General features: G+C 60.7%; 18 protein-coding genes. 8 read left to right on the forward strand and 10 right to left on the reverse strand.

Annotated features, from left to right (window positions below; translation table 11 throughout):
* The first annotated feature begins 45 nt into the window (after positions 1–45).
* From ACR0K9_RS03730 to ACR0K9_RS03765, 8 genes are all read left to right on the forward strand, one after another.
* Entirely contained in the window at positions 46–843 is a 798-nt protein-coding gene (locus ACR0K9_RS03730; RefSeq protein WP_480820872.1) for an ABC transporter ATP-binding protein, read from the forward strand.
* Complete coding sequence (locus ACR0K9_RS03735) at positions 833–1,276, forward strand: GNAT family N-acetyltransferase (RefSeq protein ID WP_480820874.1); 444 nt, start codon at positions 833–835, stop codon at positions 1,274–1,276. The genes ACR0K9_RS03730 and ACR0K9_RS03735 overlap by 11 nt, the downstream gene beginning before the upstream one ends.
* On the forward strand, positions 1,273–2,205 hold the full coding sequence (locus ACR0K9_RS03740; RefSeq protein ID WP_480820876.1) for an ABC transporter permease: 933 nt from the start codon (positions 1,273–1,275) through the stop codon (positions 2,203–2,205). The genes ACR0K9_RS03735 and ACR0K9_RS03740 overlap by 4 nt, the downstream gene beginning before the upstream one ends.
* The gene (locus tag ACR0K9_RS03745) at positions 2,202–3,056 is read left to right on the forward strand and encodes an ABC transporter permease (protein ID WP_480820878.1); all 855 of its coding nucleotides are present in this window, start codon (positions 2,202–2,204) and stop codon (positions 3,054–3,056) included. The genes ACR0K9_RS03740 and ACR0K9_RS03745 overlap by 4 nt, the downstream gene beginning before the upstream one ends.
* Positions 3,057–3,101: 45 nt before the next feature.
* Positions 3,102–4,091, forward strand: coding sequence for an ABC transporter substrate-binding protein (locus ACR0K9_RS03750; protein ID WP_480532907.1), 990 nt, complete (start codon positions 3,102–3,104; stop codon positions 4,089–4,091).
* Positions 4,092–4,249: 158 nt separating this feature from the next.
* On the forward strand, positions 4,250–4,963 hold the full coding sequence (locus tag ACR0K9_RS03755) for an ABC transporter permease (protein WP_480820880.1): 714 nt from the start codon (positions 4,250–4,252) through the stop codon (positions 4,961–4,963).
* Positions 4,956–5,690: an ATP-binding cassette domain-containing protein gene (locus ACR0K9_RS03760; RefSeq protein WP_480820882.1), complete on the forward strand. Its 735-nt coding sequence runs from the start codon at positions 4,956–4,958 to the stop codon at positions 5,688–5,690. The genes ACR0K9_RS03755 and ACR0K9_RS03760 overlap by 8 nt, the downstream gene beginning before the upstream one ends.
* A 22-nt stretch (positions 5,691–5,712) precedes the next feature.
* Positions 5,713–6,525 carry an ABC transporter substrate-binding protein gene (locus ACR0K9_RS03765; RefSeq protein ID WP_480820884.1) on the forward strand — a complete coding sequence of 271 codons (813 nt, stop codon included), beginning with the start codon at positions 5,713–5,715 and terminating at the stop codon, positions 6,523–6,525.
* 39 nt (positions 6,526–6,564) lie between these two features.
* Here ACR0K9_RS03765 and ACR0K9_RS03770 read toward each other — a convergent pair whose 3' ends face one another.
* The 10 genes from ACR0K9_RS03770 to ACR0K9_RS03815 form a co-directional block, all read right to left on the reverse strand.
* Positions 6,565–7,437 carry a substrate-binding domain-containing protein gene (locus ACR0K9_RS03770; protein WP_480820886.1) on the reverse strand — a complete coding sequence of 291 codons (873 nt, stop codon included), beginning with the start codon at positions 7,435–7,437 and terminating at the stop codon, positions 6,565–6,567.
* The gene (locus ACR0K9_RS03775) at positions 7,438–7,563 is read right to left on the reverse strand and encodes a hypothetical protein (RefSeq protein WP_480532897.1); all 126 of its coding nucleotides are present in this window, start codon (positions 7,561–7,563) and stop codon (positions 7,438–7,440) included. It abuts the gene before it with no gap.
* Between the two features lie 13 nt (positions 7,564–7,576).
* Positions 7,577–8,839 carry a c-type cytochrome gene (locus ACR0K9_RS03780; protein ID WP_480820888.1) on the reverse strand — a complete coding sequence of 421 codons (1,263 nt, stop codon included), beginning with the start codon at positions 8,837–8,839 and terminating at the stop codon, positions 7,577–7,579.
* Entirely contained in the window at positions 8,840–10,042 is a 1,203-nt protein-coding gene (locus ACR0K9_RS03785) for a formate dehydrogenase subunit gamma (protein ID WP_480820890.1), read from the reverse strand. It abuts the gene before it with no gap.
* A 74-nt stretch (positions 10,043–10,116) separates the two neighbouring features.
* Positions 10,117–10,710 carry a formate dehydrogenase FDH3 subunit beta gene (gene fdh3B, locus ACR0K9_RS03790; protein ID WP_010439472.1) on the reverse strand — a complete coding sequence of 198 codons (594 nt, stop codon included), beginning with the start codon at positions 10,708–10,710 and terminating at the stop codon, positions 10,117–10,119.
* A 12-nt stretch (positions 10,711–10,722) separates the two neighbouring features.
* Positions 10,723–13,617: a formate dehydrogenase subunit alpha gene (locus ACR0K9_RS03795; RefSeq protein ID WP_480820892.1), complete on the reverse strand. Its 2,895-nt coding sequence runs from the start codon at positions 13,615–13,617 to the stop codon at positions 10,723–10,725.
* A 133-nt stretch (positions 13,618–13,750) separates the two neighbouring features.
* Entirely contained in the window at positions 13,751–13,939 is a 189-nt protein-coding gene (locus tag ACR0K9_RS03800; protein WP_480532889.1) for a ubiquinol-cytochrome c reductase iron-sulfur subunit N-terminal domain-containing protein, read from the reverse strand.
* A gap of 61 nt (positions 13,940–14,000) precedes the next feature.
* A complete protein-coding gene (locus ACR0K9_RS03805; RefSeq protein ID WP_480820894.1) occupies positions 14,001–14,612 on the reverse strand; it encodes a TorD/DmsD family molecular chaperone in 612 nt (203 codons plus the stop codon).
* Between the two features lie 4 nt (positions 14,613–14,616).
* Positions 14,617–15,198: a DUF3306 domain-containing protein gene (locus tag ACR0K9_RS03810; RefSeq protein WP_480820896.1), complete on the reverse strand. Its 582-nt coding sequence runs from the start codon at positions 15,196–15,198 to the stop codon at positions 14,617–14,619.
* Positions 15,195–15,749 (reverse strand): DUF3305 domain-containing protein, encoded by a 555-nt coding sequence (locus tag ACR0K9_RS03815; RefSeq protein ID WP_480820898.1) that lies wholly within the window; start codon positions 15,747–15,749, stop codon positions 15,195–15,197. The genes ACR0K9_RS03810 and ACR0K9_RS03815 overlap by 4 nt, the downstream gene beginning before the upstream one ends.
* Positions 15,750–15,894 lie beyond the last annotated feature (145 nt).

The raw sequence follows: 15,894 nt of genomic DNA on the forward strand, positions 1-15,894 counted from the left end.
CCGCCTTCCTGGGCGGCTCCAATCCACTCTTTTCAAGGCGATGGAATGACTACTGAAAGAACGACCCAGCCCGTGATCGAGGCAAGGCAGCTTGACCTGACCTTTCAGACCAATGATGGCCCGGTTCATGCGCTGAAAGATGTGAATCTGACTATCGACAAAGGAGATTTCGTCAGCTTCATCGGCCCTTCGGGCTGCGGCAAGACCACCTTTTTGCGCTGTATTGCGGCGCTGGAAACCCCAACCGGAGGAACGCTGACCGTCAACGGCATGAGCCCGGACGAGGCGCGGCGCAAGCGTGCCTATGGCTATGTTTTTCAGGCCGCGGGACTGTATCCGTGGCGGACCATTGCCAAGAATATCAAACTGCCGCTTGAGATCATGGGCTATTCGGCGGCGGAACAGGAAGAGCAGGTTAAGAACGTTCTGAAACTTGTTGATCTTGAAGGATTTGGTGGGAAATTTCCATGGCAGTTGTCTGGTGGTATGCAGCAGCGGGCCAGTATCGCGCGGGCGTTGGCGTTTGATGCCGATATCCTGCTGATGGATGAACCGTTCGGTGCATTGGACGAGATCGTGCGCGATCACCTGAACGAACAGCTTCTGGCCCTTTGGGCGCGGACCGAGAAGACGATCGGATTCGTGACGCATTCGATCCCCGAGGCGGTGTATCTGAGCACGAAGATCGTGGTCATGAGTCCCCGGCCCGGACGGATCACCGATGTGATCGACAGCCCGTTGCCGAAAGAGCGGCCATTGGACATTCGCGATACGCCGGAATTCATCGAGGTCGCGCATCGGGTACGTGATGGCTTGCGAGCGGGGCATTCCTATGACGACTGATCCGCAAACGCTCGGGATTCGCCGCGCTGTGCCTGACGATGTGTTGGCCTGCGCCGGAGTGGTCCACGCCTGGGCCACCGAAACCGCATGGATGTCCGAAGAACTGCCGGTTGACCTGTTGGCCGCGATGATCGGTGAGGCGTTTGACAGCCGGGAGATCTGGGTCGCGGGTGATCCGGTCGATTGCTACATGTCGGTTGATCCCGAGGAGCAGAAGATCGGCGCGCTGTATTGTCGGCGAACGGGGCAGGGCATTGGCAAGGTGTTTGTCGACAAGGCCAAGGAAAACCGGGATTTTCTGTGGCTGACGACGCATGTGCCGAACAAGCCCGCGCAACGGTTCTATCGCCGCGAAGGGTTCGAGGTCACGGCCGAAGAACCCCCGGTCTTGCCGGATACGGTACCGGTCTATCGAATGGAGTGGCGGGCATGAAGCAGTTCCTCTCTGTCATGACCGTTTTGTGTGCGATCGCCGTTTTGTGGTATCTGGCGGTCGCGCCGATGAATATGCGTGTCTCTCTGGATCAGGCGGAACGGGCAGGGGAAACCGTGATGCCCGAGGCATCGCGTGACCGTCAGCAAGTCTCGGTCTGGGTACTGATGGTCCGGAACCCCGCACATATAACGCGCTGCTATGGGCTGGATCGCCCGCGCTTGCCGACGCCGGTTCAGGTGGGGCAGGAGTTGTGGAAGACCACCGGTGAGATGGCCATGAGAGGTCGGGCGATGTCGAAACGGTCGCTGATCTACCACGGCTGGATCACGCTGCAATCGACCCTCTGGGGGTTTTTGCTGGGCACTGCGGTCGGCATCCTGGGGGCCGTGGCGATTGTCTATTCCCGGGTCGTGGACATGAGCCTGATGCCTTGGGCGATCATCAGCCAGACCGTGCCGATCGTGGCGCTGGCTCCGATGATCATTGTGCTGAGCTCACAACTGGGAATCGAAGGGCGCGGGGTGCCCAAGGCGATCATCTCGGCCTATTTGTGCTATTTCCCGGTGCTGGTCGGGATGGTCAAAGGGCTGCGTTCGCCCGCCGTGTCACAGTTGGATCTGCTGAAAACCTATAACGCGACCGGGTTGCAGGCGTTTCTGAAGCTGCGCCTGCCGTCATCGGTGCCTTATCTGTTCACCTCGCTGAAGGTCGGCATCGCGGCGGCGTTGGTCGGGACCATCGTGGGTGAGCTTCCGACGGGTGCGATTTCTGGTCTGGGTGCCCGTATCCTGATCGGGGATCAGTTCGGCACACCGCTGGCTATCTGGGCCGCCTTGTTTGCGGCGGCCATTCTGGCGGGCATTCTGGTGACATTGCTGGATATCCTGCAGCGGGTCACCCTGAAACGTATGGGGATGGGCGCATGAGCTGGGTGATCTTTTCGCTGATCTTCTGGGCCGGGGCCTGGTGGTTGAATGCCTGGCTGGCGCGCTCGATCTATCGCGACTCCAGGGGCATTCGCGTTTTTGTCCCCGTGTTGTTCGGCGTCACGTTGTTGATCCTGTGGGAGGGGCTGGTGCGCGGCCTGAATGTCTCGCCGGTCATTCTGCCGCCGCCATCGATGGTGGCGCAGACGTTCGCGAACTCGACGGTTATCCTGTGGCAGGATTTCAAGCAGACCGTGTTCAAGGGGGCCTTCACCGGCTTTGCCATCGGCAGCGTTGCGGCCTTTCTGACGGCTGTACTGATCGATCGGTCCGTTTTCCTGACAAGGGGGCTGTTGCCTATCGGCAATTTCGTGGCGGCCCTTCCGATTGTCGGTATCGCGCCTATTCTGGTCAGTTGGTTCGGCTTCGACTGGCAATCCAAAGCGGCCGTCGTGGTGGTGATGGTGTTCTTCCCGATCCTCGTGAATACGGTGCAGGGCCTGCGCGAGGCGGATGCCATGCAGCGCGACCTTATGCGCACATATGCCGCCAGCTACACGCAGACGCTGATCAAGCTGCGCCTGCCTGCGGCGATGCCGTTCATATTCAACGGGCTCAAGATCGCCACGACGCTGGCGCTGATCGGCGCGATTGTGGCCGAATATTTCGGTTCCCCCACGCGCGGTATGGGGTTCCGTATCTCGACCGGGGTGGGCAGCCTGTCCATTGACCTTGTCTGGGCTGAAATCGCCGTGGCGGCTTTGGCCGGAACAGTGTTCTATGCATTGGTGGCGGGGCTCGAAAAACTGGTGACCTTCTGGCACCCCTCGCAGCGCCGACAAAGGAATTAACAGACCTCGAAAACGGGGCATCAACAGCAACTAGGAGACTTGAAGATGAAGAAGCTAATCAGCGGGGCGGTCGCCGCCTTCAGCCTGACAGCCACAGCCGCTCTGGCTGCGGATGAGGTGACCTTGCAGCTCAAATGGGTCACTCAGGCGCAGTTTGCGGGTTATTACGTGGCGCAGGACAAAGGGTTCTACGAGGAAGAAGATCTGGATGTGACCATCCTGCCGGGTGGACCCGATATCGCGCCAACACAGGTGATTGCAGGGGGCGGGGCAGATGTGACGGTCGAATGGATGCCCGCTGCGCTGGCCGCACGCGAAAAGGGATTGCCGCTGGTCAATATCGCGCAGCCTTTCAAAAGCTCGGGCATGATGCTGACCTGCTGGAAGGATGCCGGGATATCCGCTCCCGAAGACCTGAAGAACCGCACTCTGGGCGTCTGGTTCTTCGGCAACGAGTTCCCGTTCATGAGCTGGATGAGCAGCCTGGGCATCGACACCGGCGGCAAGAGCGAGAATGGCGTCGAGGTGTTGAAGCAAGGCTTCAACGTCGACCCTCTGCTGCAGCGACAGGCTGATTGCATCAGCACCATGACCTACAATGAATACTGGCAGGTCATCGATGCGGGCGTCAGCCCGGATGAGCTGGTGACGTTCAAATACGAAGATCAGGGTGTCGCAACGCTTGAGGACGGCCTGTATGTGCTGGAAGACAAGCTGAGCGATGCGGCTTTTGTCGACAAGATGCAGCGTTTCGTGCGCGCCTCGATGAAAGGCTGGAAATATGCCGAAGAGAACCCGGAAGAGGCCGCTCTGATCGTTCTCGACAATGATGCAACCGGTGCGCAGACCGAGGAACACCAAAAACGCATGATGGGCGAGATTGCCAAGCTGACGGCGGGATCGAACGGCGCGCTGGATCCGGCAGATTTTGAACGTACGGTGTCGACGCTGCTGGCAGGTGGGTCCGATCCGGTTATCACCGCCCAGCCTGAGGGCGCATGGACGCACCAGATCACGGACGGTGCTCTGAACTAAGACGGACTACATTTCCGTAGCATCAAGCGCGGCCCTTTTTAGGGTCGCGTTTTTTATGGCGGATGTCGGATTTGTGTCTGTACTTGGCTCATTGATCGCTTAGTATTTCCCTGTAATTTAGTGCATTTCATGAGGAAATGCAGTCATATAGGAATGAAATGCAGGGTTTTGCGTCAGAATTCAGCAATGCTTTGGGCCTGATCCTGAAAGGGGATGCGGAACTCTGGGCGATTGTGCTGTTGTCCCTGCGGGTTTCGGTCTTCGCGGTGTTGATTTCAGCAGCGATCGGTATGCCAATTGGTGCAGCGCTGGCCGTCGCGCGGTTTCCTGGGCGGCGGGTTCTGATCATCCTCATGAACGCCTTGATGGGGTTTCCGCCGGTTGTTGTCGGATTGCTGGTTTATCTGATGCTGTCGCGCTCGGGCCCATTCGGGGTGCTGGAACTGCTCTACACCCCAACCGCCATGATCATCGCGCAGGTTGTTCTGGTCACGCCCATCGTGGCCGCACTGACCCGGCAGGTGGTTGAGTTGCTGGCCGAGGAATATTCCGAACAATTGCGATCTTTGGGCGTCTCCCGTCTGGCGTCGGTTCCGGTGCTGCTGTGGGATGCGCGTCTGGCGCTTGTCACGGCTTTGTTGGCCGGATTCGGACGTGCCATTGCCGAAGTTGGCGCGGTGATCATCGTGGGGGGCAACATCAACCATGTGACCCGGGTGATGACCACGACGATTGCGCTTGAGACCTCGAAGGGCAATCTGGCGCTGGCCTTGGCGTTGGGTGCGATCCTGATCGGGATTGCCGTTGCGGTAAACGCAATGGTCAGCGCCCTGACCCTGCGGGCCGAGCAGGAGGGGTTGCGCCATGCGTGATGTGGTGGCCGAGATACCGGGTATGATCGAAGTGCGTGATCTACATATCAGTCGCAAGGGCAAGGTACTTCTCGATGTGCCGCAGCTTTGTCTTGATGGGCCGGGACCGACCGTCATTCTGGGGCCGAATGGTGCTGGGAAGAGCCTTCTGTTGCGCTGCCTGCACGGGTTGATCACGCCGGACCGCGGGCGCGCCTGTCAGGATGGGCAGCCTCTGGGTGCTGCACAAAAGGCCCGTCAGGCCATGGTGTTTCAAAGCCCGGTTCTGTTGCGGCGTTCGGTTGCGGCCAATCTCGATTTCGTGCTGAAACGCCAGGCCATGCCCCGTGCGCTACGCAAGCAGCGTATCGCAGAATTGCTGGGCGAAGGCGGCCTTGAAGGCAAGGCGCGCCAGTCTGCCCGTTCGCTTTCGGGGGGTGAGGCGCAGCGTCTGGCGATCCTGCGTGCCCTTGCGCTGAAACCCGAGACGCTGTTTCTGGACGAACCCACCAGCGCGCTGGACCCGAGTGCAACGCAGAAGATCGAACGGATGGTGCTGCGCGCCTCGACGCGTGGGGTGCGCATTGTGATGGTGACGCACGATATCGGACAGGCCCGTCGGCTGGCTGCGGATATCGTGATGATGCAGGGCGGGCAGGTGGTTGAACACGGGCCCGCACAGCAGGTGCTTGAGGCGCCGCTCAGCGCCGACTCGCGCCGCTATCTGGCTGGCGGGCTGGTAACCTGATTTGAGAAAGATGGAGTTTGGAATGATCCGGAAATTTGTTCTGGCATCGGTGGTTACGCTTGGGCTGACCGTTTCAGCTGCGGCTGAGGAGCCATTCATTGTGGTGCAATCCACCACCTCGACGCAGAACTCGGGTCTGCTGGATTATATCCTGCCGGGGTTTGAGGCTGAAACCGGCATCGATGTGCGTGTTGTTGCCGTAGGCACCGGGCAGGCGATCCGGAATGCGGTGAACGGGGATGGCGACGTGCTGCTGGTGCATTCCAAACCTGCGGAAGAGCAGTTTGTGGCTGATGGCTGGGGCGTTGAGCGGTTGGATGTCATGTATAACGACTTTGTACTGGTCGGCCCGACATCTGATCCGGCCGGGGTTGCCGGGGGGGACGACATCGTTGCCGCGCTGACCGCGGTGGCCGAGGCCGAGATGCCCTTTGCCTCGCGCGGGGATGACAGCGGTACCCACAAGGCCGAGATGCGTCATTGGGGGGCGACGGGGATCGACCCGACCGAAGCCTCGGGCGATTGGTATCGCGAGACGGGCTCGGGCATGGGGGCAACGCTGAACGTGGCCAGCGGCATGGATGCTTATGTGCTGACCGACCGGGCGACGTGGATGTCCTTTGGGAACCGGGGCAATCTTGATGTGTTGGTCGAAGGTGATCCGCGTCTGTTCAACCAATATGGGGTGATCCTTGTGAACCCCGAAAAGCACCCCGGCGTTCGCGCCGCCGCCGGCCAGAGGTTTATCGACTGGCTGACCGGCCCCGACGGACAAGCCGCGATTGCGTCCTATGCGCTGGAGGGCGAGCAGTTGTTCTTTCCCAACGCGCAGTAGTTTCGCCTTCGGCGAGAGTATTTGGGAAAAGATGAAGGTTCAGCCGCTGGCACCGTTGTGGTGGATCTGCCCCAGATCTGTGAGGTCGTAGCCTCCCAATTCGGCGGCGCGTTCGGCGAAGCGCCCGGATTGCAGGAACTGGATCAGGGTCTGCATCGGCGGTTCAAAGAATGCGCGACGCCAGATGGCGAGGTCCAGACGTTCGGAATGGGTGGGTACAAAGCTCAGGCCATAAGGCCGCGCGAGTGCCCCGAGTCCGAAACCGGCCTCGGCCTTGCCGTCGCGCAGGGCGGTGGCCAGCTCTTCCTCGGTACGGGCGCAGATGGGTAGGGGGTTCAGGTCGTCGCGGCTCAACTCGTGTGCGCGCAGTTGTGCATCGAACAGATGTTGGCTGGCGGCGCTGTTCTGACGCAGGATGATGCGTCGGCCTTTCAGATCGCTAAATCCCGCGATGCCTGAGGTGCCAGGGGCCAGCAGCAAGCCGCGTTGGCGGTGTGCGATCTGATAAAGGATCACAGGTGCGTCGCCGACCGAGTCGCGCAAGGCCTGCGTGTTGAAACCGTCCGGTTCGTGAATATGCAGGGCTGCGGCCTGTGCACTGCGGTCGGCTAGACGGCTGAGCCCGTCGAAGGAGCCGTCATAGTAAGTCGCAAGCTGGGAGCCGCTTTCGCGCAGAGCCCAATCCAGCAGCGGATCATGGCTGCCGGCAACGATCGGGGGCAGGGGCGGTTCAGCCACATGCGGACCAGAACGTGAGGCGTTCAGCCAGGCAATGATTTCGGCCTTGGGGAACAACAGCTTTCCCATGGCGCGCACGCAGGGAATCTCGCCCGAGGAGGCCAGATCATAGGCCTTCCGCTCGCCAATGCGCAGCAGGTCCGCCAGTTCGCGGGTGGTCAGGTATTGTGACATTCAGTCGAGGCGCACAGCCGAACCGGACGTCGTTTCGGCCGCGCTGAATCCGATCTGTTCCAGAGTATAGGGGGCGGCGACGGTGATCACGACCATCGCGGCGATGGCGGTCAGAAAGGCTTTCATGGTCTCCTCCGGTTCAGTCCTGCGCAGCGGTGGCGCGGCGCAGGAACGCGATCAGGTCGATCCGGTCCTGGGGCTGCGTGATCCGTTGCATCGGCATCTTTGACCCCGGAATGTAGTGATCCGGACCCTCGTCGAAAAGAGCATTTATGGTCTCTTCATTCCAAATGATATCAGAGTCTTGCAGCGTGTCCGAATATAAATAGCCGGGCAGTGTGCCCGCCGGTCGCCCGAAGATATCGTAGAGGGTGGGACCCGCGCGTCGTTCGCCATCCGGGGTCAGGCTGTGACAGATCGAACATTTCCGCGCGAATTGCCGCTCTCCATTGCTCATCTCGTCGGGGTTTTTCAGAAAGCTCGGCTCGGCAGCGGCCATCTGCTCCTGATCGCCCAGCGAAGAGATCGGCCAACTGTACATCGCCTCGTCAATGCCGCCCGCGTGGATGTTCTGCCCGTCCGACGAAAAAGCCAGTGCCCAGACCGGGCCGCGCAGGGTGGCGCGGAAATCCTGTGCGATGCGCCATTCGTCCGTGTCGATGACCATGATATAGCCCTCGCCATCGCCCACGGCCAGAAGCTTGCGATCAGGGCTGAGCGTCAGGGCGAGGATGGGACGCCGGTCGAGGGTAAAGTCACGTTCTTCTCCGGTGGTCAGGTTCAGAATGCGGGTCACACCATCAACGGCACCATAGGCGATCCAACCGTCCTGTGCGTTCAGGATCAGCTCGTTGATGCCAAAGCCATGCTCAATCAGGCGATCTATTTCCTGACCGCTGGCGACATCCCATAGGCGCAGCGTGCCATCAACACCCGCCGAATAAAGCTGTTCGCCATCAGGGGTAAAGACCACAGCGTTTACACCGCTGCCGGTAGGGCCAAGCATAGTCGGCTCTGACCCGTCCACTGGCCACAGCCCGATGGTGCCGTCCCAACTGGCGGTCGCCACATGGGTTTTCGAGGCTGCGATGCCGACGATCTTGCCCTTGTGGCGCCCGACCACGTCACCTCCGGGCCAGCGGCGCAGGGTGAAATCATCCCCGGCGGAATAGATCGCGGTGCCGTTGAAAGCGACCGAGTTCACCGCCGCCTCGTGCCCCTCCAGCCATTCGGGGTTTTGCCCGGTCCACAGACCAACCGAATTGTCGAAACTGGCCGTCGCGATGCGCCCGTCCGGGGCGGTCGCGATCCCCATGATCGGTCCGCCATGCCCCTTGAGCGTAAAGAACTCGGACCAGGCGGGCAGGGGGATCAGGGTAAGCGCCAGAACCAGCCAGCGCATCTATTCAGCAGGCGAGGCCGCTGCCTTGCTGGCCTCTTTTTCCTGGACCTCTTCCAGCCACAGCGAATGATGCTCGCGCGCCCATTGCTCTTCGACCTCACCGGTACCCATGGCGTCGAACGCGCCCTCCATGCCGACCGAGCCCAGATAGATATGGGCGATGATGATGGCGATGAAGACATAGGCGATCATGACGTGCCAGACTTGGGCATACTGCATTTCTTCCTGCGGGGACATCTGTACCGGCAGGTTCAGGCCCAGCATCTGCGGAATGCCGGTGGCGTTGGCGATCTGGAAGGTCTTGGCAAACATCGGCAGTTCAAACGGGAAGAGCAGCGACAGGCCCGACAGGCTGATCGAGACGCCCAGCAGGATGCAGGCCCAGAAGATCACTTTTTGACCGGCGTTGAACTTCTTGGCGGGCGGGTGGCTGTTCTTGGTGAACAGACCGCCGCCAGCGGCCAGCCATTTCAGGTCGGTTCTGTTGGGGATGTTGTGGGCGATCCAGTTCACCGTGACGATGATCAGCCCCAGCATGAAAGCCCAGGCAAGGTTGTTGTGCAGCCATTTGCAGCCCTGTGCAATGGTGGCAAAGCCATCCTTGCCGAAGATCGGGATCAGGAAATCGCGACCATAGAGTGTCAGCAGCCCGGTCAGGCCGAGGATCAGGAACGAGCCCGCAAAAAGCCAGTGACCAAAGCGTTCAAAACCGTTGAAACGGGTGACGGTGCGGCCGGTTTTCTCTCCGTCGATGCGGATTTTGCCGCGGATCAGGAAGAACAGAAGGACAATGCCGACCATCCCGACAATGATATAAGTGCCGTATTCGCGCAGCGGCCCGGTGCGGAAATTCAGCCACCACATGCCGCCGTCCTGAATCAGGACATCTGCCGCCGGACCATTGGACGAAACAGTTACGTCCGCTGATCCATAACGCAGGGCGCGATAAACATCACTGTCGGAAGTTACGCCGCGCGTGCCAAGCTGGCCCAGCAGGCCCTCGACATTGCCTTGTCCGGTGTTGTCAGAGCGATAGCTGTTATCCACCCGCTCTCCACGCTGGCGGGCGAGGATGTCTTCGAGGGTCGTTGCCCCGCCGGTTTCCACCCTTTCGGGCGCGGCGGTGCCGTCATCGGTTGTTTGGGCCGATGCAGAAAGGGTCAGCCCAAGGGTGAACAGCATTGCGATGAGAAAGCGAAGCATCTGAACCTCGGTCAAATTCCAAGATCGGACAACCCGCACGGGGCGGGTCATCCATTGCTTATGCGAAAGGCGGATCAGCCGTCTTTCTGGTCGTAGGCCGTGCCCCAACCCCAAGCGCCCGAGCCAAACCCGCGCGCCACGACGCGTTCGCGATAGACGGCGGACACCACGTCGCCGTCACCGGCAAGCAGGGCCTTGGTGGAACACATCTCGGCGCAGATGGGCAGTTTGCCCTCGGCGATCCGGTTGCGACCGTATTTGGCGAACTCTGCGGTCGAGTGCGTTTCCTCGGGGCCACCGGCGCAGAAGGTACATTTGTCCATCTTGCCGCGCGATCCGAAGTTGCCCGCCTGCGGATATTGCGGCGCGCCGAAGGGGCACGCGTAGAAGCAATAGCCGCAGCCGATGCACAGGTCCTTGGAGTGCAGGACAACCCCTTCTTCGTTCTGATAGAAGCAGTCGACCGGGCACACCGCCATACAGGGCGCATCCGAACAATGCATGCAGGCCACCGAGATTGAGCGTTCGCCCGGGTTGCCGTCATTGATCGTCACCACCCTGCGGCGGTTGATGCCCCACGGCACCTCGTGCTCGTTCTTACACGCGGTCACGCAGGCGTTGCACTCGATGCAGCGTTCAGCGTCGCAGAGAAACTTTGCTCTAGCCATTCGTCGTCCTCCTTACGCTGCCGAGATTTTGCAGAGAGTACATTTTGTCTCTTGCATCTGGGTCACTGAATCGTAGCCATATGTCTGCGCGGTGTTGGAACTTTCACCCAGCACATAGGGGTCAGCACCAGCAGGGTATTTCGCCCTGAGGTCTTCACCCTGGAAATGGCCGCCAAAGTGGAATGGCATGAAGGCCACCCCGGCACCGACCCTGTTGGTCAGCATCGCCATCACCTTGACCTTGCCGCCCTCGGGACCTTCGACCCAGACCTGTGCCCCGTCACGGATACCAAGGTTGTTGGCATCACGGGGGTTGATCTCCACGAACATGTCCTGCTGCAGCTCAGCCAGCCACGGGTTCGACCGGCTTTCCTCGCCGCCGCCCTCATATTCGACCAAACGACCTGACGTGAGGATTATCGGGTAATCCTTTGAAAAGTCGTTCTTTTGGATCGAAGCATAAAGGGTCGGAAGGCGATAGGCCTGACGGTCCTCGTAGGTTGGATAGTCCTCCACCAGATCGCGCCGGTTGGTGTAAAGCGGCTCGCGGTGCAGCGGGATCGGATCCGGGAAAGTCCAGACGACCGCACGGGCTTTGGCGTTCCCGAAGGGCGCACAGCCATGAGCAATCGCGACCCGCTGGATGCCGCCGGACAGGTCGGTCTTCCAGTTGGTCTCTGGCCCCGCGACAGCGTCGATTGCCGCGCGTTCCTCAGCCGTCAGATCACCGTCCCAGCCTAGGTCCATCAGCATCTGCATCGTGAATTCAGGGTAACCGTCCTGAATTTCCGATCCAACGCTATAGACCCCTTCGGCCAGCAGATTGTCACCATCGCGTTCCACCCCGAAACGGGCGCGGAAGGTCAGGCCACCCTCGGCCACCGGTTTGGACATGTCATAGAGGTTCGGTGTCCCCGTATGACCCATCTCGGCCGTGCCCCAGCAGGGCCATGGCAGACCATAGTACTCGCCGTCGTTGGGTCCGCCAATGGCTTGCAGCGTGGTTCTGTCGAACGTGTGCTGGTTGGCCATGTGGCTTTTCAGACGTTCCGGCGACTGACCGGTATAGCCGATAGTCCAGAGGCCCGAGTTGAATTCACGCGTGATGCTTTCAACATTCGGGGTCTCGGCGTCCTCCATCTCGATATTGCGGAAGAACCTATCTGCCCAGCCGAACTTGTTGGCGAACTTGGCCATGATGACCTCATCCGGCAGGCTTTCGAACAGCGGATCGACCACCTTGTCACGCCATTGCAGCGACCGGTTCGAGGCCGTGACCGAGCCACGGGTTTCGAACTGCGTACAGGCGGGCAGCAGGTAGACGCCATCGGTGCGGTCATGCAGAACGGCCGAGACGGTGGGATACGGGTCGATCACGACCAGCATGTCCAGCTTCTCCATCGCCGTCTTCATCTCCGGTCCCCGCGTTTGCGAGTTCGGAGCGTGACCCCACAGAACCATGGCACGGACGTTGTTGTCCTGATCCATGTTGGCCGGGTCTTCCAGAACACCGTCGATCCAGCGGGAAACCGGGATGCCGCGCTCGTTCATCAGCGGCTTGTCCTTGCCTTCCTTGTCCTTGATCGTGGCGAACTGACCTTTCAGCCAGTCGACATCCTCGCCCCAGACACGGCTCCAATGTGCCCAGGCACCGTTGGACAGACCGTAATAGCCGGGCAGGGTATGGGACAGAACGCCAAGGTCCGTCGCGCCCTGAACGTTGTCATGGCCGCGGAAGATGTTGGTGCCGCCACCCGAGGTGCCCATGTTGCCGAGCGCAAGCTGCAGCACGCAATAGGCGCGAGTGTTGTTGTTGCCGTTGGTGTGCTGCGTCCCGCCCATGCACCAGATCACCGTGCCGGGACGGTTATTGGCCATGGTACGTGCCACGCGCTTTAGCTGCGAGCCGGGGGTGCCGGTCACGCGCTCAACCTCTTCCGGGGTCCATTTGGCGACCTCTTCCTGAATCTGGTCCATGCCCCAGACACGGGTGCGGATGAACTCTTTGTCCTCCCAGCCGTTGTCGAAGATGTGCCACAGGATACCCCAGATCAGCGCAACGTCGGTACCGGGACGGAAGCGGACATATTCATCCGCGTGCGCCGCGGTGCGCGTAAAGCGCGGGTCGCAGACGATCAGCGGCGCGTTGTTCTGCTCTTTCGCGCGCAGAACATGCAGCAGTGAGACGGGATGCGCCTCGGCCGGGTTGCCGCCGATGATGAAGATGGCACGTGAGTTATGGATGTCGTTATACGAATTGGTCATGGCGCCGTAGCCCCATGTGTTCGCAACGCCCGCAACCGTGGTCGAGTGGCAGATACGCGCCTGATGGTCCACGTTATTCGTGCCCCAGTAGGCGGCGAACTTGCGGAACAGATAGGCCTGTTCGTTGTTATGCTTCGCAGAACCCAGCCAATAGACGCTGTCCGGCCCGGATTCCTCGCGGATGCTCATCATGCCGTCGCCGATCTCGTTGATCGCCTGTTCCCAGCTGATGCGCTTCCACTCGCCGCCTTCCTTTTTCATCGGATATTTCAGGCGGCGCTCGCCATGGGCGTGCTCGCGGACCGAGGCCCCCTTGGCGCAATGAGCACCCAGGTTGAACGGGCTGTCCCAGCCGGGTTCCTGCCCGACCCAGACGCCGTTTTGCACTTCGGCAACGACCGTACAGCCGACCGAGCAGTGGGTGCATATGGATTTGATGTTCTCGACGGCCTGATTGGCCGCTGTCTGGGCACTGGCAGGCGTCACGGTTCCACCCGTGGCGCTGATCGCGGCGAGGCCGCCGATCGTCAGGCCCGATCCACGCAAAAATGCGCGGCGATCGACGGTTTTCTCGCCGACCTGGGACAGGATACTTGTCCGCTGGGGGCGTCTCGCAACCCCGTTGGTCTTTTTCCTAAGCATTGGTTTCCTCCCTTGCGCGCCGTGTCAGCCACGGCTGGCTTGGTACTTCGCAAAACCGACGTCAGGGCCAATCGCAACCGTCAGTCGGGTGGTGAAGGCGTCCGGTCCTAGAACCGGGTGCTTTCATCGTCACTCAAAAGCGTGTGCTTTCGATGTAGGCGCGTGTATGCGCGGTGTCCTGAATGCGGGTCTCATCCGTCGGCAGCTCGGCTGCTTCGGCTTTGCCGGTCAGGCTGGCGGCGGCAACGGCAGCAGGGGCTGCGGTTCCGGCCAGTTTGAGGAAATCCCGGCGTGTGGCGCCGTCTTCCTTGGTCTTGCTCATGGGCTTCTCCTTCCCCATTTGCAGTTTAGCGCCCCAGCGGGCGCTGGCGAATGACAGCGATTCACGCTGCCGTCATTCGGAAGGCTTCGCGCTCGATCTCCATGAACACCCGACCGGCAGTACCGACCGAGGCATAGAGGACCGAGTTTTCGGCACCTTCCAAATCCGAATAGAAATGCGCGGCCCAGGGGCCGATATGCTTGTTCCAGAACGCCCGCTGATCTTCGAGCGATGCAGGTGCGCCGAAACGACCGACGATCATGCCCGCCATCATCTCCATCAAAGATGCGATGTTGTCTTCCGGTTCATACACATTCTGCGCCCGGGTGATGCCGCGCGCGGTCATGTCATTGCGCAACTGGGCGAGGGGTTTTTCGTTCAGGAACCCGGTCAGGTAGAAGCTGGCATAAGGCAGCAGCTCTCCGCGTCCCAGCCCGATGAACAGCGCGTTGAACTCACGTTCGGCGGCAGCGGGTTTGGTCACCTTGGCCACCCGCGCCATCGCCTGAATGGCCTGACCCAGATCGGTGTCATCTCCGCCAAGCCCAGCCATCTGGTCCAGCAGCAGTTGATCGGGCGGACCGGCCAGCAGCAGGCCCAGAAAGTTGTAGAAATCAGCGCGCAGGCGATCCTCGGCCGAGATATCAATGGTTTGCGCGTTGTCTGCGGTCATAGAGTTATCCTTCGAATTCAAATTTCATGCGACGCGGGGCCGGGGGAAGGTCGACCTCCTCGGCCTCGTCCACTTCGGCCATCAGCACGAGTTTTGCTTCGGGCTCGGCTGTATCGATCTGTTCGTCATCCGCAGCGATCACCTCGGGCGCATCAAGCTCTGGTTCTGCATCAAGCTCTTCGGTCTCAGCCGCCAGCGCTTCGACATGGGCCAACATGCCTTTGCCAACCTGATAGGCGGTCTGGATGTTTTCGATCACGCAAGCGGCGTCGGTATAATCCTCGCCATAGTCGACCAGCCCGTCGACATTCGCCAGTACAGGATTCAGCCGCCACAAGCGACGCAGCGCCCGGCGGCGCAAACGGTCCGGCACTGCCTTGGCCATGAAGCCCGAGACATCATCACCGGCTTGCAACGTGTCGGGATCGGGCAGATTGAATTCGGCCAGAAGCTCGGCGTCGGTCTTTTCTTCCAACTCGGCTTGCTGCGCCGCGATGATCTGTTCTTCAGCGGCCAGCGCTTCGACTTCGGCCTCGGCGTGAACGGCAGCCTTGCGGCGGGACCAGAAATCGCCGGCCCCGCTCATTGCAGCACCCTGCGCGGGGCGCGGTAAACATCCGACTCCTGCCGGATGCGGGCGTCGCCCTTGCCGTCTTCCACCAGGTCTGTGCGCTTCTTGTCGCGGCGGCGTTTCACGAACACCTCGTCGCGGTGATGCTGCAAGGTGAAATCCCGCAGCCATGCGATCAGCCCTTCGGTCATCGGAATTTTCTCGACAATCTCTTCGCCAGTGTCGGCATAGTCCTGCCCCTCGAACGGAGAGGCGGTGATCAGCACCGCATTCAGAGGCGTGTCGCCCTTCAACTCGTCCCGCAGCACGAGGTAAAGCGACGGCTGCCCGTCCGACAGGTTCACCATGTAAGCTTCGGTTTCGTCCGCCCATAACGTAAGGGGCAGGGTGGCGGCGTGGAATTCGGCGGCCTCGCCTTCGCGGCGCAACTCCTGCCAGTCGGCCGGTCCGGCCCCCGGCAATAATGCTACTGCGCGCCAGTTCCATCGGGCCCAGCGTGTGACCCCGGGTGTTTTGCGCACGACGACGCCAACCGGCATTTCAATCTGACTTGCGGCCTTGGCCACTGGCTCCTCCCCGAAGGCTCTCCCCTGCCTTCCCTCGATGTACTATGGTACATAAACTGGTGACCTGCCAAGTCCAGTTTGTGCGATATGTGTCGCAATCACTAACTGTTTATTCGTAAATTTCTTATGCCTGTGCTTGGCACGC

The sequence above is a fragment of the Ruegeria sp. L12 genome (assembly GCF_056531745.1).